General features: G+C 67.6%; 25 protein-coding genes. 16 read left to right on the top strand and 9 right to left on the bottom strand.

Translation table 11 applies throughout. The annotated features are described in order from the left end of the window. Positions 1 to 74 precede the first annotated feature (74 nt). The 3 genes from AVT10_RS00980 to moaB are packed head-to-tail and all read left to right on the top strand — an operon-like array spanning position 75 to position 3,080. On the top strand, positions 75 to 791 hold the full coding sequence (locus AVT10_RS00980) for a uracil-DNA glycosylase family protein (RefSeq protein WP_066687128.1): 717 nt from the start codon (positions 75 to 77) through the stop codon (positions 789 to 791). Further along, positions 749 to 2,563: a lytic transglycosylase domain-containing protein gene (locus tag AVT10_RS00975; protein WP_084401191.1), complete on the top strand. Its 1,815-nt coding sequence runs from the start codon at positions 749 to 751 to the stop codon at positions 2,561 to 2,563. The genes AVT10_RS00980 and AVT10_RS00975 overlap by 43 nt, the downstream gene beginning before the upstream one ends. Then, complete coding sequence (gene moaB, locus AVT10_RS00970; RefSeq protein ID WP_066687125.1) at positions 2,553 to 3,080, top strand: molybdenum cofactor biosynthesis protein B; 528 nt, start codon at positions 2,553 to 2,555, stop codon at positions 3,078 to 3,080. Before AVT10_RS00975 ends, moaB begins: the two co-directional genes overlap by 11 nt. 9 nt (positions 3,081 to 3,089) lie before the next feature. Here the strand turns inward: moaB and AVT10_RS00965 are convergent, their stop codons facing one another. Together AVT10_RS00965 and AVT10_RS00960 are read right to left on the bottom strand one after the other, a co-directional pair. Beyond that, the gene (locus AVT10_RS00965; RefSeq protein WP_066687123.1) at positions 3,090 to 3,575 is read right to left on the bottom strand and encodes a YbjN domain-containing protein; all 486 of its coding nucleotides are present in this window, start codon (positions 3,573 to 3,575) and stop codon (positions 3,090 to 3,092) included. 59 nt (positions 3,576 to 3,634) lie between these two features. After that, positions 3,635 to 3,964 carry a VOC family protein gene (locus AVT10_RS00960; protein WP_066687120.1) on the bottom strand — a complete coding sequence of 110 codons (330 nt, stop codon included), beginning with the start codon at positions 3,962 to 3,964 and terminating at the stop codon, positions 3,635 to 3,637. 54 nt (positions 3,965 to 4,018) lie between these two features. Between AVT10_RS00960 and AVT10_RS00955 the strand changes: the two genes are divergently transcribed. The 8 genes from AVT10_RS00955 (at position 4,019) to coaD (ending at position 10,312) form a co-directional block, all read left to right on the top strand. Continuing rightward, complete coding sequence (locus AVT10_RS00955) at positions 4,019 to 5,089, top strand: PA0069 family radical SAM protein (protein ID WP_066687118.1); 1,071 nt, start codon at positions 4,019 to 4,021, stop codon at positions 5,087 to 5,089. Between the two features lie 60 nt (positions 5,090 to 5,149). Beyond that, the gene (locus AVT10_RS00950) at positions 5,150 to 6,568 is read left to right on the top strand and encodes a M48 family metalloprotease (RefSeq protein WP_084401246.1); all 1,419 of its coding nucleotides are present in this window, start codon (positions 5,150 to 5,152) and stop codon (positions 6,566 to 6,568) included. 39 nt (positions 6,569 to 6,607) lie between these two features. Beyond that, the gene (locus AVT10_RS00945; protein ID WP_066687115.1) at positions 6,608 to 7,774 is read left to right on the top strand and encodes an NAD(P)/FAD-dependent oxidoreductase; all 1,167 of its coding nucleotides are present in this window, start codon (positions 6,608 to 6,610) and stop codon (positions 7,772 to 7,774) included. Beyond that, positions 7,732 to 8,283: a DNA-deoxyinosine glycosylase gene (locus AVT10_RS00940; protein ID WP_066687113.1), complete on the top strand. Its 552-nt coding sequence runs from the start codon at positions 7,732 to 7,734 to the stop codon at positions 8,281 to 8,283. Before AVT10_RS00945 ends, AVT10_RS00940 begins: the two co-directional genes overlap by 43 nt. A gap of 94 nt (positions 8,284 to 8,377) precedes the next feature. Continuing rightward, positions 8,378 to 8,560: a hypothetical protein gene (locus tag AVT10_RS00935; RefSeq protein ID WP_066687101.1), complete on the top strand. Its 183-nt coding sequence runs from the start codon at positions 8,378 to 8,380 to the stop codon at positions 8,558 to 8,560. Between the two features lie 107 nt (positions 8,561 to 8,667). Beyond that, positions 8,668 to 8,910: an exodeoxyribonuclease VII small subunit gene (locus tag AVT10_RS00930; protein ID WP_055819867.1), complete on the top strand. Its 243-nt coding sequence runs from the start codon at positions 8,668 to 8,670 to the stop codon at positions 8,908 to 8,910. Further along, a complete protein-coding gene (locus AVT10_RS00925; protein ID WP_066687100.1) occupies positions 8,910 to 9,815 on the top strand; it encodes a polyprenyl synthetase family protein in 906 nt (301 codons plus the stop codon). The genes AVT10_RS00930 and AVT10_RS00925 overlap by 1 nt, the downstream gene beginning before the upstream one ends. Next, positions 9,812 to 10,312 (top strand): pantetheine-phosphate adenylyltransferase, encoded by a 501-nt coding sequence (gene coaD, locus AVT10_RS00920; protein ID WP_084401189.1) that lies wholly within the window; start codon positions 9,812 to 9,814, stop codon positions 10,310 to 10,312. Before AVT10_RS00925 ends, coaD begins: the two co-directional genes overlap by 4 nt. Here coaD and AVT10_RS00915 read toward each other — a convergent pair. Next, positions 10,309 to 10,863 (bottom strand): DedA family protein, encoded by a 555-nt coding sequence (locus tag AVT10_RS00915; protein WP_066687099.1) that lies wholly within the window; start codon positions 10,861 to 10,863, stop codon positions 10,309 to 10,311. The two genes, coaD and AVT10_RS00915, sit on opposite strands and share 4 nt — an antisense overlap. Before the next feature lie 100 nt (positions 10,864 to 10,963). On the opposite strand from AVT10_RS00915, the gene AVT10_RS00910 reads away from it, so the two are divergent. The 5 genes from AVT10_RS00910 to AVT10_RS00890 all read left to right on the top strand — a co-directional run bounded on the left by AVT10_RS00910 (position 10,964) and on the right by AVT10_RS00890 (position 14,853). Next, a complete protein-coding gene (locus AVT10_RS00910; protein ID WP_066687098.1) occupies positions 10,964 to 11,992 on the top strand; it encodes a COX15/CtaA family protein in 1,029 nt (342 codons plus the stop codon). Next, entirely contained in the window at positions 11,992 to 12,786 is a 795-nt protein-coding gene (locus AVT10_RS00905; RefSeq protein ID WP_066687097.1) for a hypothetical protein, read from the top strand. The genes AVT10_RS00910 and AVT10_RS00905 overlap by 1 nt, the downstream gene beginning before the upstream one ends. A 128-nt stretch (positions 12,787 to 12,914) precedes the next feature. Further along, positions 12,915 to 13,394, top strand: coding sequence for a 50S ribosomal protein L13 (gene rplM, locus AVT10_RS00900; protein ID WP_084401188.1), 480 nt, complete (start codon positions 12,915 to 12,917; stop codon positions 13,392 to 13,394). Continuing rightward, positions 13,394 to 13,948, top strand: coding sequence for a 30S ribosomal protein S9 (gene rpsI, locus AVT10_RS00895; protein WP_084401186.1), 555 nt, complete (start codon positions 13,394 to 13,396; stop codon positions 13,946 to 13,948). Before rplM ends, rpsI begins: the two co-directional genes overlap by 1 nt. A 155-nt stretch (positions 13,949 to 14,103) precedes the next feature. Next, complete coding sequence (locus tag AVT10_RS00890) at positions 14,104 to 14,853, top strand: class I SAM-dependent methyltransferase (RefSeq protein WP_066687096.1); 750 nt, start codon at positions 14,104 to 14,106, stop codon at positions 14,851 to 14,853. Between the two features lie 51 nt (positions 14,854 to 14,904). Here AVT10_RS00890 and AVT10_RS00885 read toward each other — a convergent pair whose 3' ends face one another. The 6 genes from AVT10_RS00885 to kduI all read right to left on the bottom strand — a co-directional run bounded on the left by AVT10_RS00885 (position 14,905) and on the right by kduI (position 22,242). After that, entirely contained in the window at positions 14,905 to 15,666 is a 762-nt protein-coding gene (locus AVT10_RS00885) for a metallophosphoesterase family protein (RefSeq protein WP_066687093.1), read from the bottom strand. Positions 15,667 to 15,711: 45 nt separating this feature from the next. Then, positions 15,712 to 16,908 (bottom strand): MFS transporter, encoded by a 1,197-nt coding sequence (locus tag AVT10_RS00880; RefSeq protein ID WP_066687091.1) that lies wholly within the window; start codon positions 16,906 to 16,908, stop codon positions 15,712 to 15,714. Next, positions 16,905 to 19,493 (bottom strand): PAS domain-containing protein, encoded by a 2,589-nt coding sequence (locus AVT10_RS00875; RefSeq protein ID WP_066687089.1) that lies wholly within the window; start codon positions 19,491 to 19,493, stop codon positions 16,905 to 16,907. The genes AVT10_RS00880 and AVT10_RS00875 overlap by 4 nt, the downstream gene beginning before the upstream one ends. A gap of 54 nt (positions 19,494 to 19,547) precedes the next feature. Continuing rightward, positions 19,548 to 20,549 (bottom strand): sugar kinase, encoded by a 1,002-nt coding sequence (locus AVT10_RS00870; RefSeq protein WP_066687087.1) that lies wholly within the window; start codon positions 20,547 to 20,549, stop codon positions 19,548 to 19,550. Continuing rightward, positions 20,546 to 21,298 (bottom strand): 2-dehydro-3-deoxy-D-gluconate 5-dehydrogenase KduD, encoded by a 753-nt coding sequence (gene kduD / locus AVT10_RS00865; protein WP_066687083.1) that lies wholly within the window; start codon positions 21,296 to 21,298, stop codon positions 20,546 to 20,548. Before kduD ends, AVT10_RS00870 begins: the two co-directional genes overlap by 4 nt. A 104-nt stretch (positions 21,299 to 21,402) precedes the next feature. After that, positions 21,403 to 22,242, bottom strand: a complete 840-nt coding sequence (kduI, locus tag AVT10_RS00860; protein ID WP_066687080.1) for a 5-dehydro-4-deoxy-D-glucuronate isomerase — start codon at positions 22,240 to 22,242, stop codon at positions 21,403 to 21,405. Between the last annotated feature and the right edge of the window lie 74 nt (positions 22,243 to 22,316).

The following is a 22,316-nucleotide window of genomic DNA, read 5'->3' as shown; positions in this document are numbered from 1 at the left end:
GAGGGCAACGCCCTGTCCTTGCCAACGATTTGGGCAGATTGACGGGGAGGTCAACCCAGTGCCTTAAAGGCGCCATGGGGGCGGAACAGCATATTCAGTGGCAAGACGCGGCGGCGAGCGCGCTCGAATGGTGGGCCGACGCCGGTGTCGACACGCTGGTTGAGGACGAGCTGCGCGACTGGTTCGCCACCCCTGCCCCGCCGGCTCGCCCGCTTGCCGTAACGTCTGCGCCCGCCGCGGACCTGCCGCCCGATACGCTCGACGCGTTCATGGCGTGGCGGATGGGCGATGCGGTGCCGGAGGCGTCGTGGAATGCCCAGCCGGTGCCGGTGCAGGCACAAAAAAATCCGTCGCTGATGATCCTGACCGACCTGCCCGAGCCGGATGATTCGGACGAAGCCGGATGGATGACCGGTCCGGTCGGCGTCCTGCTCGACCGGATGCTGGCCGCGATCGGCGAGGTGCGCGAGCAGGTCGTCATCGCCGGCATCGCCCATGCCCGGCCGCTGACCGGACGGATGCCCGCGGATGCGCTGGGCACGCTGGAAGAGCTTGCCCGCCGCCTCGTCACCCTCGTCGCGCCGCAGCGCTTGCTGCTGTTCGGCGCCGAACCGTGCCGCGCGCTGCTCGGCCCCGATGGCCAGCGCGGTGGTTTACGCACCCTTAACCATGACGGCCTAGCCTGTCCCACGATCGCCACGTTCCACCCACGCTTCCTGTTGGAGCGGCCGCTGGCCAAGGCGGAAACATGGCGGCACCTGCAGTTGCTTATCAGGGAACCGACCGCGTGAAGCTCAACCCACTCGTGTTCGCGGCGCTGATGCTGCCCGCCCTTCCCACCGCCGCGCTTGCCGACGAATCGCCCAGCCGCAGTACCGCCGTTTCCGTCGCCGAAGCCCGCGTGCCCCCGCAATTGTCGCCCGAGGATCGCGACGCCTATACCCAGGTCTTCGCCGCGATCCGTGGCGGCCGCTGGGCCGATGCGCAGCTCAGGCTCGACGCGATGAAGCCGGGACCGCTCCATGCCGTCGCCCGCGCCGAACTCTATACCGCCAAGGGATCGCCCAAGGTCGAACTGCCGCAGTTGCTGGCGGTGCTGAACGAAGCGCCCGATCTGCCACAGGCGCCCGACCTCGCCCGCCTCGCCAAACTGCGCGGGGCGTCCGCGCTGCCCGAACTGCCGACACCGCAGCGGCTGGTGTGGTTCGATGCCGCCCCGGTCCGCGTCCGTGCCAAGGCCGCGCGCAGCGATGCCGCCGCCGCGCAGCTGCTCGACGCGATGAAGCCCTATGTGAAGGCCGATGACGGCGCCGCGGCCGAAGCGCTGATCACGACCCGCGCCGGCGACCTGACGCCCGAGGCGCTGACCGAGATGCGTGGCCGGGTCGCATGGATCTATTTCGTGGCCGGCGACGACGCCAATGCCCGCCGCCTCGCCGCGGTCGCGCAGCAGGGCGAAGGCGAATGGACCGCGCAGGCCGACTGGACGCAGGGGCTGGCGGCGTGGCGGCAGCAGGATTGCGCCGCGGCGCAGGCGGCGTTCGCCAGCGTCGCGCAGCGGGCCGGTGATACCGAATTGCGCTCGGCCGGGCTGTACTGGGCGACGCGCGCCGACATCGCCTGTGGGCGGCCCGACCTCGTACAGGCGCGGCTCCAGACCGCCGCGCAATATGGCGAAACCTATTATGGGCTGCTCGCCCGGCAGGCGCTGGGACTAATCGAGGGTGCCGACGGCACTGGCCGGGCGCCGGCGACCGAGGACTGGCGCGCGTTGGAGCGGCGATCGAACGTGAAGGTCGCCGCCGCGCTTACCGAAATCGGCGAAGGGGCGTTGGCCGACAAGCTGCTGCGCCATCAGGCGCGGATCGGCGGCGCCGGGGACTATGCCGCGCTGACCCGGCTGTGCGGATCGCTGAACCTGCCCGCGACCCAGCTGTGGTTGTCGCACAACGGGCCGCAGGGCGCGCGTCCGCTGGCCGAGGCACGCTATCCTGCCCCCGACTGGACGCCCGAGGGTGGCTGGCGCGTCGACAAGGCGTTGGTGTTCGCCCACACGCTGCAGGAATCGCGCTTCGATGCTGCAGTCGTCAGTCCGGCGGGGGCGACCGGCCTGATGCAGATCCGGCCAGGTGCGCTCACCGATTATGCCCGCGCGCACGGCCTGAACCTCGAAAAATCGGCGCTGTCGAAGCCGCAGGTCAATATGGCGGTCGGACAAAGCTATCTGGAACAGCTGCGCGACCGGCCGTTCACCGGCGGGCTGCTGCCCAAGGTCATCGCCGCGTATAATGCGGGGCCAACCCCGGTCGAGGCATGGAACGTGCAGCTGAAGGACGGCGGCGATCCGCTGCTCTACATCGAATCGATCCCGTATTGGGAAACGCGTGGCTATGTGATGACCGTGCTGCGTAATTACTGGATGTACGAAAAACAGGCGGGCAAGGCGTCGGCCAGCCGGGCCGCGCTGGCGCAGGGCATGTGGCCGAAATTCCCCGGACTGCCCGGCGCTGCGGCGGTGCGGGTCAGCGCCAATGGGCGGACGCGGGTGGCCGATGCCAATTGACGAGAGCGGGCCGTTCGTGCCGGTGCGGATCGCGGTACTGACGGTATCGGACACGCGCGGGTTGGCCGAGGATCGCTCCGGCGACACGCTGGTCGGCCGACTTGAAGACGCCGGCCATATCCTCGCCGACCGGGCGATCGTACGCGACGACATCGACACGATCGTCGCCCGGCTGCACGGCTGGATCGATGACGACAGCATCGATTGCGTCATCACGACCGGCGGCACCGGCGTAACCGGCCGCGATGTGACGCCCGAAGCGGTCGAGCGGGTGGCGACCAAGCTGATCCCCGGCTTCGGTGAACTGTTCCGCTGGCAAAGCTATGCCAAGATCGGCACCTCCACCATCCAGTCGCGCGCCACCGCCTGCGTCGCGCGCGGCACCTACATCTTCGCGCTGCCCGGATCGACCGGCGCGGTGAAGGACGGGTGGGACGGCATCCTCAAGGAACAGCTCGATATTCGCCACCGCCCCTGCAACTTCGTCGAGCTGATGCCGCGCCTGCTGGAGCGGTGACGCCGCCGGTCACTTCGCCGGTTTCGCTCCGGCCGCGTCGCGCTTCGTGCTCAGGAACTGCGCCAATTGCCCGTCCATGGCGGAATACCATTCGACCAGATCGGTGAACTGCGCCTGGGTCATCCCGCCCACCGCCGTCGCATCCAGAAATTCGCGCAGGTCGCCGTCCGAATCGACCGCGATCTTGAGGAAGCGATTCCGGGCATTCCATTCGTTGGTCAACGCGGGCGTGTAGAGCGGTTCCTTCTTGTACCATGAGGTGAGCTGGAACGATTTGCAGTCCTTCAACCCGTCACATCCATAGAATTCGACGGAGAAGGATTCCCCGTTGGTCGCGCTCAGGACATAGGGTTCGCCGTCCTTGTTGATCTTCATTTCGGCCTTGTAGCCCGCCGCCTGCAACGCGGTGACGACATTGCCCGGTTGCCGCAGGTCGAGCAGCGCCGCATCGGGCGCGGCGATCGCCGCCGCCACCCCCATCATCATTCCGATCATCGACAAACCCCCCGGATTTCCAGCGGGAGCCTATCGCCCGGCGCGTGTGACCGACAAGCCTATTCGGCGACCATCGCCGCCAGCACATGGCCGTCCGGATCACGGAAATGGAACCGGCGCCCGCCGGGAAAGGCGAAGATCGGCTGGACGATCACCCCGCCGCCCGCCTCGACCGCCGACAGCGTCGCTTCGAGATCGTCGACCTGAATCACCGGCAGCAGCGTGGTCAACATCGTGTCGGCGTCCAGTCCCATGTCGGTATCGCCGCTGGTCGTTGCGGCATAGTCCGGACCATAGTCGGTGAACGTCCACCCCATCACCGTGGCGTAGAACGTCTTCGCCGGTTCCGTCGCCGCGACCGGCAGTTCCAGATAGTTCAACCGCGCCATGAGAACCTCCTGCATGTTCTTGCTTCGTTCTGAACGATTCGATAGCGTCGGGCAATGCGGAATCGTCCGGCCAGAGGAGCGACGACCAACGTCACGAGCAGCCGCATCGCCCTGCCCGCGCAGGAGGCCGACGGCGACTGGCTGGACTGGCGGGAGACGGTCGACGGCGCGGAGCCGACGCTGCGCACCAGCGTGGCGATCGAACGGCCGCGTACGATCCTGTCGCGCAACGCATCGCCCGACATTCCATTCGACCGGAGCATCAACCCCTATCGTGGCTGCGAACATGGCTGCATCTATTGTTTCGCGCGGCCGACCCATGCCTATCACGACCTGTCGCCGGGGCTGGATTTCGAAACGAAGCTGTTCGCCAAGCCCGATGGGGCGACGCTGCTCCGGGCCGCGCTGGCCAAGCGCGGCTATGTCGTGAAGCCGATCGCGATGGGCACCAATACCGACCCTTATCAACCGATCGAGCGCGACTGGGGAATTACCCGCGCGTGCATTGCCGTGCTGGCGGAAACGAACCATCCGCTGACCATCACGACCAAATCCGACCGGGTGGTACGCGATATCGACCTGCTGGTGCCGATGGCGGCCAAGGGGCTGGTGAGCGTCACCCTGTCGGTGACGTCGCTCGACCCGAAGATTGCCCGCACGCTGGAACCGCGCGCGCCGCATCCCGAGAAGCGGTTGTCGGCGGTCGCTGCTCTGGCGGCGGCGGGAGTGCCGGTGTTCGTGTCGATCTCTCCGGTCATTCCCGCGATCACCGATCATGAGGTCGAGCATCTGATCGAGCGTGCCGCGCAAGCAGGGGCAAAGGGCGCCTATTTCCTGCCGGTCCGCCTGCCGCACGAAGTCGCGCCGCTGTTCCGAGCATGGCTGGAAACGCATTTTCCCGACCGGGCGGGCAAGGTGATGGCGATCGTCCAGTCGCTGCGCGGCGGGCGCGACAATGATCCGGCGTTCCATTCGCGGATGCGCGGGCAAGGCGTTTGGGGGCAGCTGCTCGCCACCCGCTTCGCCATCGCGTGCCGCCGCCACGGGCTGACCGGCGGTCATCCCCGACTGCGCTGCGACCTGTTCCGCCCGCCCGCCGGCGCGCAGGGCGAGTTGTTCAGCTGAGCGACGGAACCGTTGTCGTATCGCAACGTATTCGAGACGACGACAAACGGGGACCAGATGATGACGATACGTTTCCTGACCGCCGCGATGCTGACCGCCGCGACCGTTTCCGCTCCGGTGATGGCGCAGACGCGCTCGATCTCGCAGAGCGACCGGGCGCAGGGCGCGCAGGCCAATCCGCAGCTGCTGGCGCAATATGGCGGCAGATATTCGGGGCCGCAGGCCGCCTATGTCGAGCGGGTCGGTAAGAAGGTGGCGGTGCAGTCCGGCCTGTCCAATGCCAGCGGCGACTTCACCGTCACCCTGCTCAATTCGCCGGTCGAAAACGCCTTCGCCATCCCCGGCGGCTATGTCTACATCACGCGGCAGCTGCTGGCGCTGATGAACAGCGAGGCGGAGCTGGCGGCGGTGATGGGCCATGAAGTCGGCCATGTCGCCGCGCGGCACAGCAATTCGCGCAACACGCGCTCGACGCTAGGCAATCTGGGCGCGACGTTGCTGGGCGCGGTGACCGGCAGCGATCTGGTCAGCCGGATCGCCGGGGTCGGATCGCAGCTCTACACCCTGTCGTACAGTCGCAACCAAGAGTATCAGGCGGACCAGTTCGGCGTGCGCTATGCCACCGCCGCCGGCTATGCACCCTCGGGCATGGCCGATGCGCTGGTCCAGCTGAACGAAGCGCAGGCACTGGCGGCGCAGACCAGCGGACGCGGCGGCAATGCCGTGCCGACGTGGATGAGCACCCATCCCAACGGAGCCGAGCGCGTCCGCCGCGCCCGCGCGCTGGCGCAGCAGGCAGGTGGCGCCGCGACCCAGCCGGGGCAGGACACCACCTATCTGCGGATGCTCGACGGCCTGCGCTATGACGACGATCCGGCGCAGGGGGTGATCGACGGCACGACCTTCCGCCACCCGGCCCTGCGCATCCGCTTCACCGCGCCCAGCGGCTATGCGCTGCAGAACGGGACCGATGCGGTGACGATCGCCGGACAGGGCGGCCAGGCCGAATTCCGGATGGGGCCGGCGGATGACCCGGCCAGCTTCGTGCGGCAGCGGCTGGCGTCGCTCGGCGCGCGGACCGCGGCCGAGCCGCAGACCACGCGGATCAACGGCACCGATGCGGCGATCGCGACGGTGCGCGCCAATGCCAACAACCAGGCGGTCGACCTGACTATCGTCGCCTATCGCTACCCTTCGGCCACCTATTATTTCCAGATCGTCACCCCCGCCGGCCGCGGAATCGGTCCGTTCGAATCGCTGCTCGACAGCTTCGGCACGCTGACCCAGGCCGAAGCGAACGCGATCGTCGGCAAGCGCATCCGCATCGCCACGGTCCGGGCGGGCGACACGATCGATTCGCTCAGCCGGCAGATGGCCTATCCCGATTTCCAGCGGAATCGGTTCCTGACGCTCAACGGGCTGGAGGACGACGCCCAGCTGGTACCGGGACAACTGGTGAAGCTGGTCGTGCGCGGCTAACCCCTTTGCGCCGCCCGTTCGCCATGCGAAGGGCGGCGCATGACCCATCATGACGTCATCATATTGGGCGCCGGCGGCGCGGGGCTGTTCTGCGCCGGCATCGCCGCGCAGCGTGGGCGACGCGTGGCCGTGCTCGACCATGCCCCGGAGCCAGGGCGCAAGATCGTCATTTCGGGCGGTGGGCGGTGCAACTTCACCAATGTCGGCGCGAGCTGGGACCGCTATGTCTCGGCCAACCCGAAATTCGCGCGCTCGGCGCTGGGTCGCTACGCCGCGCAGGACTTTGTCGCGCTGGTCGAGCGCCATGGCATTGCGTGGCATGAAAAGACGCTGGGGCAGCTGTTCTGCGACGGATCTGCGCGGCAGATCGTGGCGATGCTGCTGGCCGAGGCCGATGGCGCGGAGATCGCGCTGGGCCAGCCGATCCGCGATGTGGGACATGCCGATGGGATGTTCACCGTCGTCCATGGCGAACGGACCCTGACCGCCCCCTCGCTGGTGATCGCGACCGGCGGTCCGTCGATCCCCAAGCTCGGCGCGACCGGCTTCGCCTATGACCTGGCCAAGCGGTTCGGGTTGAAGCTGGTCGAGCCGCGCCCGGCATTGGTGCCGCTGACCCTGCCGCCCGACGACGCGCTGTTCCGCGAATTGTCGGGCGTCGCGACCGAGGTCGTCGCGAGCGCCGGCAAGGCGAAGTTCCGCGAGGCGGCGCTGTTCACCCATCGCGGGCTGTCAGGGCCGGCGATCCTGCAGGCATCGTCCTATTGGCGGCACCGCGAGCCGGTGACGATCGACTTCGTACCCGACCGGTCGAGCGGCTGGCTGACCGAACTGAAGCGCGCGCGGCCCCGCATCGGCCTGCGCTCGGCGCTCGGCTCGGCGCTGCCCGACCGGCTTGCCGAAGCGCTGGCGGCGAAGCTCGACTGTCCCGGCGAACTCGGCAACCAGCGCGACGCGACGCTGACCCGGATCGAGCAGAGGCTCGCCGGGTGGCAGTTCCATCCGAACGGCACCGAGGGCTTCGCCAAGGCGGAGGTCACGGTCGGCGGAGTGGCGACGGACGGGCTCAACCAGAAGACGATGGCGGCGAAGCATCTGCCCGGGCTGCACGTCATCGGTGAAGCGGTCGACGTGACCGGCTGGCTCGGCGGCTATAATTTCCAATGGGCGTGGTCGAGCGGCTGGGCGGCGGGGCAGGCGGTGTGATTCGCAAGGCGTCATTTCCACCTATCGTCGACATGTCGACACGGGTACTGATCCTCGGCAGCCTGCCGGGCGACGCGTCGCTGGCCGCCGGGCACTATTATGCGCATCCGCAGAACCAGTTCTGGCGGTTGTTGTCGCCGGCGATCGGGGTCGACCTCCCCGCACTCGCCTATGACGAACGGCTGGCAACTCTCAGGGCGGCCGGCATCGGCCTGTGGGACGTAGTGGCGAGTGCAACCCGGCCGGGCAGCAGCGACGCCGCGATTCGCGACGCCACCGCCAACGACGTGGCGGCGCTTATCGCGACCTTGCCGGAACTGCGTCTGGTGGCGTTCAACGGCGGAACGGCAGCCAAGGCCGGGCGGGCGCTGGTGCGCGGGGTCGAGACACTGGCGCTGCCGTCGAGCAGCCCATTGCATACGGTCGGCGTGGCCGCGAAAAAGCCGGCGTGGGATGCAATCGGCGCCTATCTGTCGGATCGACCCGCTCGTCCCACGGCGACCTGCTGACGGTGACCATGCACCATCGTATCGGTGAGATGCTGTCCGACGAACGGCACTGCCGTCTGGCTATCTTCTATCGACCGGACCATCGTTCGTCATCGTGGAAGAGCGCATCCTGTCCCACGATCGGGGCAATAGCGAAAACCCGGACGTGATCCCCTTTCCGACTGGCGCGGAATGGCAGCCCTACTGGACGATCGACACCCGGCCGAGGACAAGGTTGTTCGGCACGATCGAGGATGCTCTGTCTGCCGCCCGAATGTCGCTGAACGGCATGCTCTGAGCAGATTCGAGTGGGTTGCGTCGCGGACGAAGCGACAGCGGACTAATTCATTACCGGTCCGCGATGCCCGGTTGCAATCCTGTCACCCCCTGCCGCATAGCATCGCCATGTCCGACGAACGCGATGTTTCCACCCTGTCCTTCGAAGACGCGCTGCGCGAGCTCGAAACCATCGTCAGCCGGTTGGAAACGGGGCAAGAAGATTTGCAGACTGCGATCGACCTCTATGCCCGTGGTGACCTGCTGCGCGCACAATGCGCCGCGCGGCTCGATGCGGCGCAGGCGCGGATCGAGGCGATCCGGGTCGATGCCGAAGGGCGTGCCTCCACCCAGCCGTTCGACGCGCAATAATGGCGACCGTCGCGCCGCCGGTGTCGCTGAACGCCGCCCTCCGCGAAATCTCGGCAGAGATGGATCGCCAGTTCGATGCGCTGCTGCCCGTTCCCGACGATCCCCGCGCGAACCTGTACCGCGCGATGCGCCATGCCGCGATCGGCGGAGGCAAAAGGCTGCGGCCGCTCCTGGTGTTCGCCACCGCGCGCCTGTTCAATGTCGAGCGTATCCGCGCCGCCCGCGCCTCGCTCGCGATCGAATGCATCCATGTCTACAGCCTGATCCATGACGACCTGCCCGCCATGGACGATGACGATATGCGCCGCGGCAAGCCGACGGTGCACAAGGCCTATGACGAAGCGACCGCGATCCTGGCGGGCGATTGTCTGCACGCGCTCGCCTTCGAAATCCTGTCACACGAGCTGACCCATCCGGATCCGCATGTCCGCATCGAACTGATCGCCGACCTGGCGCACGCCTCCGGCCCGTCGGGCATGGCAGGCGGACAGGCCATGGACCTGGAGGCGGAGGACACCAGCTTCGACCTGAACACCGTCACCCGGTTGCAGGCGATGAAGACCGGTGCATTGATCGCCTGTTCGGTCGAGGCTGGCGCGATCCTGGGGCGGGTGACCGATGCGCAGCGCACCTCGCTGCGCGGCTATGCCCGCGACATCGGCCTCGCCTTCCAGATCGCCGACGACATTCTCGACGTCGAAGGCGACGAGGCGGCGGTCGGCAAGGCGCTGCGCAAGGATGGCGAGGCGGGCAAGGAAACCTTCCTCTCGCTGCTCGGACTCGACCGCGCGCGCGAACAGGCGCGGCGGCTGGTCGACCAGTCGATCGAGCATCTGCGCGACTTCGGCCCCGAAGCCGATCTGCTGCGCGCCATCGCCCGCTATGTTCTGGAGCGCGACCGGTGAGGATCGGCGTCTATCCCGGCACGTTCGATCCGATCACCCGTGGGCACATGGACATCATCCGGCGGGGCGCGAAGCTGGTCGACCGGCTGGTGATCGGCGTCACGACCAATCCGTCCAAGTCACCGATGTTCACGCTCGACGAACGGCTGGCGATGGTCGAACGCGAAGTGGCCGGGGTCAGTGGCGATATCCGGGTCGTCGCGTTCGACGCGCTGCTCATGACCTTTGCCGAACGGCAGGGAGCGAGCGTGATCGTGCGGGGCCTGCGCGCCGTCGCCGACTTCGAATATGAATATCAGATGGCGGGCATGAACCAGCAGCTGAACGACCGGATCGAAACGGTCTTCCTGATGGCCGACGTCTCGCTGCAACCCATCGCGTCGCGGCTGGTCAAGGAAATCGCGATGTATGGCGGGTCGATCGCCAGGTTCGTGTCCCCGGCGGTATGCGAGGAAGTGATCGCGCGGGTGGAGAAGCTGGGCCGCAAGGGCGATTAACCCCGCCGTCGCCACCACCAGGTCAGACCGCCGAGCAGCGGGATGGCGACACCTCCGCCCGCCAGCACCTGCCACGATGGCAGCCAGCGGCCGATCAGTTCGCTCAGTCCGTGCCCGAACCAATAGCCGATCGACACGAAGATCGTCGCCCATAGCAGCGCCGCCGAGCCGTTGAGCAGCATGAAGCGCGCCAGCGGCAGGCGCGTGGTTCCGATCGCGACCGGGCTGACCGTGCGCAGTCCGTAGAGAAAGCGAAAGGCGAACACGAACAACGTCGGATGCCGTTCGAACGCTGTCAGCGCGCGGGCAAAGGCGGGCTTGGCGCTCCATCGCCGCACGCGGGGATGGTCGCGGAACCGACGCCCCGCCGCGAAGAACAGCTGATCGGCGATGAACGATCCGATCGCGGCGGCGAGGATCGCGCCGGCAAAGGGCAGCGTGCCCCGCTGCACCATGATCCCGCCGAGGATCACGACGGTCTCGCCCTCCATCCCGGCGCCGAGCAGCAGCGCGCCCAGCCCGTAGCGGGCGATCAATGCCTCGATCGTCACGAACCTTGCTCCCGCATCGCACCATCGTACAGGCCCGCGACCGGGGGTAAAGCGCCACGCCCCTCTTTCTTGGCCCTGCGGCAGCGGCTAGACACCTACGATGCTCGCTCCTCCCCTTCCCTCGCGCGCCCGCCCCGGCGCTGTCGCCCGCTGGCTGTGGTGGGTCGCCGCACTGGTGGTGGCGATGGTCGTCGTCGGCGGGATCACGCGGCTGACCGAATCCGGCCTGTCGATCACCGAATGGAAGCCGCTGTCGGGCACGCTGCCGCCGCTGAATGCCGAACAATGGGAAGCGGAGTTCGCCAATTACCGGAAAATCCCGGAATATCAGCTGCTGAACCAGGGCATGACGCTGGCCCAGTTCAAGGGCATCTTCTTCTGGGAATATGTCCATCGCCTGCTGGCGCGGCTGGTCGGGGTCGCCTTTGCCGTCCCGCTGGCGTGGTTCTGGATTCGCGGCGCGCTGCCGACCGGCTACAAGGGGCGGCTGCTGGCACTGCTGGCGCTGGGCGGATTGCAGGGGGCGATCGGCTGGTGGATGGTGGCCTCCGGCCTGTCGGTACGGACCGACGTGTCGCATATCCGCCTGTCGGTGCATCTGCTGAACGCGCTGCTGATCCTGGCTGGGACAGTGTGGACCGCGCTAGACCTGCGTGAGCTGGCCGCGGATCGGTATGCACGGCCGGCGCGGCTGACGACGATCGGCATCGTCACCCTTTTGGTGCTGTTCGTGCAGCTGTTGTTCGGCGCGTGGGTCGCCGGGCTGAACGCCGGGCTGGTGACCGATCAATGGCCGCTGATGAACGGGCGTTTCTTTCCGCTCGACGAATGGCGGTCGCGGGGTGCGCTCGATGCGATCGTCAACGATCCGTATGTCGTCCACTTCATCCATCGCTGGTGGGCATGGGTCGCGGTCGCTGCGCTGATCCTGCTCGCCCGCGCCGCCAAGCGTGCCGGCCATCCCAAGGTCGCCCGCGCGATCCACACCACCTTCGGCATCCAGATCCTGCTGGGGATCAGCACGGTGATGACCGGCGTGCGGATCGAGGTCGCGGCGCTGCACCAGCTGGTCGGTGCCCTGCTGGTGATCGCGACGACCTGGGGTGCGCACGCCACCGGACGCCGCTGATGCTGCTCCCCCCTCCGGCGCCGGCGGTCGAAGCGGCGGTCGCGACCGGCTTCGTCCCGGCGCTCGACACCGAGTATCGCTACCATATCGAACAGGAGCGTGACGAGGCAGGCACGATCCGCCGCTATGCCACCGACCGGACGGTCCGGTTCCGCCGGACGCCCGATGGTCTCGTCGCGCAACTTACCATCGATTCGGTCGCGGGTGGGTTGTCGGATGGGCCGGGCGCGATGTTCGAGCGTGCCTTCGCCACGCTGAAGGGGCGGCCGATCGTCTATCGTCTGTCCGATCGCGGGGAGGTGACGGGGGTCGTCGACCGCGAGACGGTGTGGACCGCCCTGATCGACGCGGTTGCCGCGCAGGACGGCGGCGATCCGGCGAAGAAGGCGATGCTGCAGCGGCTGACCGCGCCGCTGCGCACGATGCCGGAACGGCAGCAGGTGGCGATGCTGGGTTCGATGCTGACGACCCTGCTGGCACCGGACGTGGTGCGTCGCGGCGTCGTGGCCCAGCATGACATCCGCCAACGGGCGACGCCGCCGTTCGATGGCGGATCGGAGGTGACCGGCACCGAACGAATCCATGCGCAGGGCAACGCGCTGGTCGAGGAACAGCGGCTGTCGGGCGATGTGGTGGCTAGCGGCGGCAAGGCCAGCGGCCGGCGGATCAGCACGATCACCCGGCGGGTCGACGCGACCACCGGCATGATCCTCACCCAACAGACGACCGTCCGCATCGACAGCGACAACGCGACGTCGATCGCCACCACCCGGATCACCCAGCGACCGTTATAGGGTATTTAGATACCCGTCAGCAAAGCCGCACTTTGCTTGACTTTTCACCTGCCGTTCGGCAATTGCCCGGCGTTCGCACCACTCCGGTTCGGGGCGGGCGCGTCATATATCCGAAAGGTCCAACGCCCATGAAGGCGCTCATGAAGACCACCAAGTCGGCCAAGCCGCACGAGGTGGAAAAGAAGTGGCATATCGTCGATGCCGACGGCCTGGTGGTCGGTCGCGCGGCGACGATCATCGCCAACGTGCTGCGCGGCAAGCACAAGACGTCGTTCACCCCGCACGTCGATTGCGGTGACAATGTCGTCGTCATCAATGCCGACAAGATCCGCTTCACCTCGAACAAGGCGAAGACGAAGACCTACTACAAGCACACCGGCTATGCCGGCGGCATCAAGGCGGTCACCGCCGAAAAGGTCCTCGAAGGTCGTTTCCCCGAGCGCGTCCTGGAAAAGGCCGTCGAGCGGATGATCCCGCGTGGCCCGCTGGGTCGTCAGCAGATGCGCAACCTGCGCATCTTCAAGGGTGCCGAGCATCCGCATGAAGCGCAGAACCCCGAGGTTCTCGACATCGCGGGCATGAACCGCAAGAACAAGGTGGGCGCATAATGTCCGACAACCGCCAGTCCCTTTCCGACCTCGCGAACCTGACCGGTCAGCAGGCACCGGCCGCCGCCGCGCCGCAGGCGTCGGCTCCGCAGGGCGACACCGCCGGTGAAGCGCCCGCCGCTCCCGCCGCGCCGACCACCCCGCTGCGTGCGCAGGAAATCGACCAATATGGTCGCGCCTATGCCACCGGCCGCCGCAAGGACGCCGTTGCGCGCGTCTGGCTGAAGCCGGGTTCGGGCAAGATCACGATCAACGGTCGTGACCAGGAAGTCTATTTCGCGCGTCCGACGCTGCGTCTCGTCATCAACCAGCCGTTCGGCGTCGCCGACCGCAATGGTCAGTATGACGTGATCTGCACCGTCAAGGGCGGCGGCCTGTCGGGTCAGGCCGGCGCGGTCAAGCATGGCATCAGCCAGGCGCTGACCCGCTACGAGCCGATCCTGCGCGCGCCCGTCAAGGCCGCCGGGTTCCTGACCCGCGACAGCCGCGCGGTCGAGCGTAAGAAGTACGGCAAGGCGAAGGCCCGCCGCAGCTTCCAGTTCTCGAAGCGCTAATCGCATTTGGCACGAACGGGAGCGCAAAAAGTTCCCGTTTGCGGCCAGTCGCGGTCGATTTGGGGCGGTCCGGTATCGGGCCGCCCTTTTCGTTGGGGACGTAACGGTATAGCGAGAGCCCGTCCGCGCGCTGGCGGAACAACCCAAGAGACGCCATGACCTCGCGTGCCAAGACTTCGCTGCTGCCGCTTGCCGATTCGGACCTTTGGCCCGACGAACTGCGCCGCAGCCTGTCGGACAAATTGTTCACCATCGCGTTCGGTGCGATCCAGTGGCCTTGGCTGCTGCGCAGCCTGTCGGGCGGGAAGAAGGCCGACAAGGCGCGGTTGATGGCCGATTTGAGCCTCGCGCCCGATGCCCTTCCGAACCTTGGCAGCTGGAAGGCTGATACCGGCTATCTCTCGCTGATCGTCGAGCGCATCGCGGCCAGCCGCCCACGCACCGTGGTCGAGCTGGGCACCGGCGCATCGAGCCTCGTCACCGGCGCGGCGCTGGCCAAGCATGGCGGTGGTCAGCTCATCAGCTTCGACCAGCATGCCGGCTTCGTGGATGCGACGCGTGAATGGCTGAGCGAACATGGTATCAATGCCGATCTGCGCGCTGCGCCGCTGGTTGCGGCGCCGGGCGACTGGCCGGGCGTGTGGTACGACATTGATGCGCTGCCCGATCAGGTCGACCTGCTGCTGATCGACGGCCCCCCATGGACGATCCACCCTTATGTGCGCGGCGCGGCGGAAACGCTGTTCGATCGGCTGCCGGTCGGCGGAGTCGTGATGCTGGATGACGGTGCGCGTCCGGGCGAGCGGGTCGTCGCCCAGCGCTGGCGCCGCCGCTGGCCAAACTTCCGGTTCGAACTGGTCAATCGGGGGACCAAGGGCACGTTGATCGGGCAGCGCCTTTCGTAAGGCAACGCCCGCCGTCACCCCGGATCAAGTCCGGGCTGGCGTCGAAGCGGATCAGTCGGCCTGCGCGGTCACCGGTTCGTCGGAAACGCCCATCTTGCGCGCAATCGTTTCGAACTGCCCGTTTTCGATCCGGATTTCGTTGAACGACGGCGGATCGGCGCGGGTGCGGGTCGACAGGGTGCCGGCGCCGATCATCCGCAATCGTCCGGCGGCGGTGCGATAGGGGATGTCGAACGGGTCGTGGACATGGCCCGACAGCACGGCATGCGCGCCCGCCGCGACCACGGCATCCAGCGCGACCATGCCGCCCTGCGTCTCGCCGCTCGATTTGGTACCGACATCGATCAGCGGATGATGCGCCGCGATGAAGATCAGGTCACCCTTCGGCACCTTCCGCATCAGCTCCAGCGTCCGCGCCAGCGCCTTGTCGCCGACATAGCCCTTCGACCAGTCCCAGCGAAACTGGAACCGCGCGGTCGTCTTGAGCGGCACGATCGCAACGCCGTCGATCTCCAGCGGACGCTCGATCATCCGCTCCAGCCGGCGATAGCGCTTGTAGGGTTTCACGAACCGGGCGAACAGATTGTAGAGCGGCAGGTCGTGGTTGCCGACCTCCACGGTGACCGGCCGGCCCAGGCTCTCCAGCCACTCGGCCGCCGCTTCGAACTCGGCGGTGCGCGCGCGCATGGTCAGGTCGCCGGTCATGATGACCGCATCGGGCTGTTCGCGCCGCACCGCGTCGCCGAACCACGCGATCGCCGCCTTGTCCTCCGCCCCGAAATGAACGTCGCTGACGTGAAACAGGCGGATCATGCGGCACTCCCGGCTATCGACTAACCGGGCAACGCACGAAGGCGGTCAGCGCTCCGAACGGATCGCCAGCGCGGTACCACCACCCAGCCCGGCCACCAGCGCCAGCACCACGAATACCGCGCCCAGCCCCGCCCCAGCAGGCACCAGCGCGGCCAGCAGCGGCGGGACGCAGGCGGGCAAGGTATTGGTGAGGTTGAGCACCGCCAGGTCGCGCCCGCGCGTCTCGGGCGACGGCAGCATCTGCATCGCCAGTGCCGAATGCAGTGCCAGGAACACCGACAGTCCGGTCTGCGCAATGCCATAGCCGACGACCGCGCCGATAAAGCCGGACGCCACCGCCATGCCGATTAGCCCGGCAATCACCAGCAGCGTCGCGCCGCCCAGGAACGGCTTGCGGCCACCGATCCGATCCGACCAGCGCCCGGCGACGATCGTCGCGACCACGACCACGGCGGTGACGATCGCCATCGCCTGCGCTACCGGCCCCGCCGCGTCGCCGCTGCCGCGCCACCGGTCGGCGAAGTGGAAAAAGGCATAGGCGGTCAGGCCATTGCCCGCGACCTGCATCGCCAGCCGCGCGATCCACGCCCGGATCAGGTCACCGCGCACGACCGCCGCCGCCTCGGCCTCGATCGGCGCGCCGCCGCCCCCCGCCCCGCGTTCGCGCGCGAATAGCAGGAACGGCACGATCAGCAGCGCGGCCAGCGCGACATTGGCGGCGAAGCGGGTGCCTTCGGTCGGGAATAGCGGCACGGTGACGGCGGCGGCGGACAATACGCCGATCGGGTGCGATATGCCGAGCAGGCCCGATACCCGTCCTTTCTGCGCATCGGGCACTTCGTCGGCCATCACCGCGACCATCGGCGCGAACATCAGGTTCAAGGCAACCTGCCAAAAGCCGATGGCAACCAGCAACGTGGTCCGGTCAACGGCCCGGTGGATCGCCGCGAACGCCAGCGCCAGCAGCAACAAACCGGCAGCGATCGGCAGGCGGCGGCTACGGGTTCGACGCCAATGCCAGTCGCTCAACCAGCCGGCGGCAATGTTCGCGACACTGGCGACGACCGCCCCGCCCAGTACCGCCCAGCCCAGCAGCGCGACGCGGTTCGCTGGATCGATCGCGACGACCTTCACCTGCAACAGGATCGACACGAACGGCATGAACGCGACGAACAGCCCGCAATAGGCCAGCGTGTAGAGCGGGACGAAGCCGCGCGCGGGCGCGGCGGCGGAGGGGGTCAACGCCCCGCGACCCGGCGCAGCGCGGCGATCAACTGGCCGATCGTATAGGGCTTGTGCAGCAGGTCGAACCCCATCGTGCCGTGCCGGACGATGACGTCGCTATAGCCGCTGGTCAGCAGCACCGGCAGGCCGGGATGGCGTTCGCGCAGCCGCGCAGCCAGTTCGACGCCGTCGATGCCCGGCATCATCACGTCGGAAAACACGATATCGAACCCGTCCGGCCGCTCGCCGAGCACCGCCAGCGCCGCCTGTCCGTCGACGACATGCTCCGGCACGAACCCCTGCGCTTCCAGTGCCTGGGTCGTGGTGGTGCCGACCGCGACATTATCCTCGACCACCAGCACGCGCAGGCCGTTGCCTGCCAGCGACACCGGCACCTCGCGCGCCGGCGCATCGCTTCGCTCGGGCGAGAGGACCTGCGGGAGATAGAGCGCGAATTCGGTATGTCCGGGCACGCTGCGGGCACGAACCTCGCCGCCCGACTGCTTGGCAAAGCCGAACACCTGGCTCAGCCCCAGTCCCGTCCCCTTCCCCAGTTCCTTCGTCGTGAAGAAGGGTTCGAAGATGCGGGTCAGCGTTTCGTCGTCGATGCCGCTGCCGGTATCGCCGACCGTGATCACGACGAACTGGCCGGGCAGCGCCGGCGCGCCCGGCCCGGCCGGAATACCATCCACCCGGTCGACGGACAGGGTCAGGCACCCCTCCCCCTGCATCGCGTCGCGGGCATTGGCGGCGAAATTGACGATGGCGGTGTCGAACTGGTTCGGATCGGCATCGACGAACACGTCCGCATCACACGGCCGGATCGTCACCTCGATCCGTGAGCCGGCAAGGGTCCGGACGATATCGCCCAGATTGGCGACCGCTTCGTTGACGTCGAAGACCGCCGGTTGCAGCGCCGAGCGGCGGGCAAAGGCCAGCAACTGCCCGGTCAGCTTCGCTGCGCGGTCCACCGTATCGCTGATCGCCGCCAGATAGCGCTCCCGCCGTTCGTCGGTGAGCGTGGGCTGGCGCAGCAGGTCGACGGACGAACGGACGATGGTCAGCAGGTTGTTGAAATCGTGCGCCACGCCGCCGGTCAACTGGCCGATCGCCTCCATCTTCTGGCTCTGGCGCAGCGCGTCCTGCGCGGTGACCAGTGCCTTGGTCCGGTCGACGACCTGTTCCTCCAGCGATTCGGCCAGCGCCGCCAGCTCGCGCTCGGCGCGGCGGCGTTCCGTGGCCGCGCGGGTGCGTTCGGCGACCTCGCGGACGAAGGCGATCTCGTCATCGCGCCACGTCCGCGGTTCGCCATGGTTGGTGTAGATCAGCGCGACCAGCCCGCCCAGTTCGGTCAGGGGCATGTTGATGAAGGCGCGGGCGTTGATCGACTCCAGCTGCGCCGCCGTGTCGGCCGTGCGCGGGTCCAGCCGGGCATCCTCGACGATCGCCGTCTCGCCGCGCTTCAGATCGTCGATGTAACTGCCATAATCGCGGAAGTTCAGCACCCCCGCCAAGCTGCGCACGCCCGGCGCGTTCCAGTCGCGCTCGATCGTGATCGTCTCCGCCGCCCGATCGACCAGCCCATAGCCGACCCGGTCGACGCCCAGCGCCTCGCCGATGATCCGCGCCGCGGTGACGCCCATGTCGACCGGATCGTCGAGCAGGCGCAGCGCGTCATTCAGTTCGGCCATCGCCGCGCGCATCCGCTCCAGCCGCTTGTAAACGGTGACGTCGATCGACACGCCGGTCAGCCGCACGACCTCGCCATCGGCATCCAGCGTCGGCTGCCCCCGGCTGGCGATCCAGCGCACCTCGCCATCGCCGGGACGGATGCGGACCTCGATCTCCAGCGGTTCGCCGGCAAAGCTCGCCTCGATCGCCGCTACCGCCGCCGCCCGATCATCGGGATGTAGGATCGCCGACACCTCCGCCGTCGAGGGCGGATAATCGGCGTCGAAGCCGAAATTGGTCCGGCAGATTGCCGACATCGTCAGCTGGCGCGTCGCGCGGTCGAACGACCAGGTGCCGAAGCGCCCGGCCTCCAGCGCGAACAGCATCTCGCGCTCGCGCTCCTCCTGCTCGCGAAAGCGGCCGGCGAGTTCGGCCAGCAGCGCGGCGTTGCTCGATTCGAGCCCCTCCATCCGTTCGCGTTCGAGCGTAACGTCGAGCTGGCTGGCAAAGAAATAGGCGAGGCGGCCATCGGCATCGTGCACCGGAGCCAGCAACAGGCGGTTCCAGAACGGCGTGCCGTCCTTGCGATAGTTGCGGATGTCGATCTCGATCGACCGCACCGCCGCCACCGCCGCGCGGATCTGCGCGACCGTCGCGGGGTCGCTGTCGTCACCCTGCAGGAAACGACAATTCCGCCCGATAATCTCCGCGCGAGCATAACCCGTCAGGCGGCAGAAGGCGTCGTTGACGAAAACCACCGGATTGTCGGGCAGCCGCGGATCGGTGATGAGCATCGGCATGCGGGTCGCCCGCACCGCCGCGACGAACGGATCGGTCCCGCCATCCGCGCCGGCGATTTCCAGCGCGATACGGCGGTCGTCGCTCGCCGCCTGCCCGCTCGTGTCACGCCCCTGTTCCACGTCGCCTCGCATCCATGGCAGAACGTGGCGCCCCACCGGCCGTTCCCCCGGCCCGCTATGCTCGGATCAGCGTCGAACGTCCAGTCCGCCGGACAGGAAATCATCGATATCTGCCTGACGGAACAGGTTGAAATCGCCCGGCAGCGAATGTTTGAGCGCGGCGACCGCCAGCCCCCATTCGGCGGCGGTCGCTTCGTCCCGGCCCGACATCAGGGCGTGCAGCACGCCGCTGGCAAAGGCGTCGCCGCCGCCGATCCGGTCGACGATGCCGGAGATCGCGACCTCCCCGATCTGTACCGCGCCCGTCGGCATATCGATCCGCGCCGACAGCCGGTGCCGGTCGGCATCGTCGACATGCCGCGCGGTCGAGGCGATGTGGCGGAGGTTCGGAAAGGCCGCGAACGCCGCCTCGGCCGCTTCGCGCCGCCGGTCCTCACCATCGCCCGAAAATTGCTTACCCAGCAGCAGCGAGACGTCGCGATGGTTTCCGAACAGCAGGTCCGCCATCGACACCAACCGGGTCAGCACAGCGCGCGGGTCGCTGTCCCACGCCTCCCACAGCCGGGCGCGGTAATTGCCGTCGAACGAGACGGTCAGCCCGCGCGCCCGGGCCGCTTCGGCGGCGGCGATGGCGGCGTGCGCGGTTTCGTGACCCAGCGCCGGCGTGATGCCCGACAAGTGCAGCCGCGTGCAGCCCGCCAGCAGTGCGTCCCAGTCCCAGGCCGCCGCCGGGGTCGTGGCAAAGCTCGATCCGGCACGGTCATAGACGATGTCGGACGCCCTGAGGCCCGCGCCGGGGCTGAGGAAATACAGCCCCATCCGCCCCTCGCGGGTTACGACGCGCGAACAATCGACGCCCTGCGCGCGGACGGCGGCAATGGCACCGCGCCCCAACGGATTGTCGGGCACCGCGCTGACCATCGCGCTCGCATGGCCCAAACTGGCGAGCCCGACCGCGACATTGGCCTCCGCCCCGCCGACATGGACGTCGAACCGCCCGGTCTGCATCAACAATTCGCGGCCCGGCGCGGTCAGCCGCAGCAGCAATTCGCCGAAACACAGGATCATCGCGCCAGCCACCCGCCATCGACCGCAAGGATATGCCCCTGCACATAGGCCGCGGCATCGGACGCCAGGAACACCGCCGCCCCGCCCAGATCGCCTGGGTTCCCCCAGCGTCCCGCCGGAATACGGTCAAGGATCGCGGCATTGCGCGCAGGGTCCGCCTGCAACGCAGCGGTGTTGTTGGTCGCGATATAGCCCGGCGCGATAGCGTTCACCGTGACGCCGTGCTTCGCCCATTCGTTCGCCAGCAGTTTGGTGAGGCCACCGATACCCGATTTGGACGCGGTATAGCTCGGTACGCGCACCCCGCCCTGAAAGGTCAGCATCGACGCGATATTGATGATGCGCCCCTGCCCTTGCGCGATCATGTGGCGCCCGGCGGCCTGACACAGGAAGAACACCGATTTGAGGTTGGTGTCGACCACGGCGTCCCAGTCCTCCTCGGTAAAGTCGACCGCATCGGCGCGGCGGATGATCCCGGCATTGTTGACCAGGATGTCGAGCCGCCCGAGCCTTTCCAGCGTCTCCGCCACGACCCGATCGACCGGCGCGATGGTCGACAGGTCGGCGGAGACGATTTCCGCCCGGCGGCCGAGCGCGCGGACCTGTTCGGCTGTGTCGGTGGCGGGCGTGCGGCCAATCAGGGCGACATCGGCACCGGCGGTGGCCAGGGCGACGGCGATCGCCTGACCGATACCGGTATTGGCCCCGGTGACGGCCGCGACCCGGCCCGAAAGATCGAAGGGATTCATGGCAACTCCTTGGTTTCCCGCTCGGGCGGGATGCAGGCTATCGCGCGGCGCCCGTTCATTCGCATCGCGTATACCCGCGCAGGCGGGGATCCCCAGGGGTCAACTCACGCCAACTGGCAGATGTCGAGCACCTTCATGTCGGTATAGTCCTGGTTCTCCCCAGCCATCGCCCAGATGAAGGCATAGGCGCGGGTGCCCGACCCCATATGCACCGACCAGGGCGGGCTGATGACGGCCTCTTCGTTCCCCATGACGATGTGGCGCATTGCTTCGCCCTCGCCCATGTAATGGAACACCTTGTCATTGTCGGTGGGCAGTTCGAAGTAGAAATAAATCTCGCTGCGGCGTTCGTGGATGTGCGGCGGCATGGTGTTCCACACGCTGCCGGGCTTCAGCACGGTCAGGCCCATCACCAGCTGCGCCGAATCGCACACGCCGGGAATGACCAGCTGGTAGATCGTCCGCTCGTTCGATTCCTCGAGGCTGCCGCGATCGAGCGCGTTGGCATCGGCGATGCCCAGCTTGCGGGTGGTGAAGCCCTTATGCGCGGGGCACGACGCGATGTAGAAGCGCGCACCCTTGCCTGCAAACTCGACGTCGACCGCACCCATGGTGACGTAGACGCAGTCCTTGTTGCCAAGGATGAACACCTCACCGTCGACGGTCACGCTGCCCTCGGCCGAACCGACATTGACCACCGCCATCTCACGGCGTTCGAGGAACGGATGGCCCTCCGCCGATTTCGGCTCGGTCTGCGCTGGCAGCTTCACCGGCGCATCGCCGACCGCCACACCGCCGATCACGAACCGGTCGGCATGGGTGTAGTTCAGCACGCACTCGCCCTCGCGGAACAGCCCGTCGATCAGGTAGCGGTCGCGCAGCTCCTCGTTCGACACGCATTCCATCATGTCCGGGTGGGTGGCATAATAGGTACGGTCGAACATCACTCTCTCCTGATGGTAACCGGTATCAGCGGCCTTTGGCGGCCGAACCGGCATTCCTCGCTCTGATTGGCGCC

The organism is Sphingomonas hankookensis (assembly GCF_001619955.1).
GTDB classification, from domain to species: Bacteria; Pseudomonadota; Alphaproteobacteria; order Sphingomonadales; family Sphingomonadaceae; genus Sphingomonas; species Sphingomonas hankookensis_A.
This window is presented reverse-complemented; position numbering and strand designations above follow the sequence as displayed.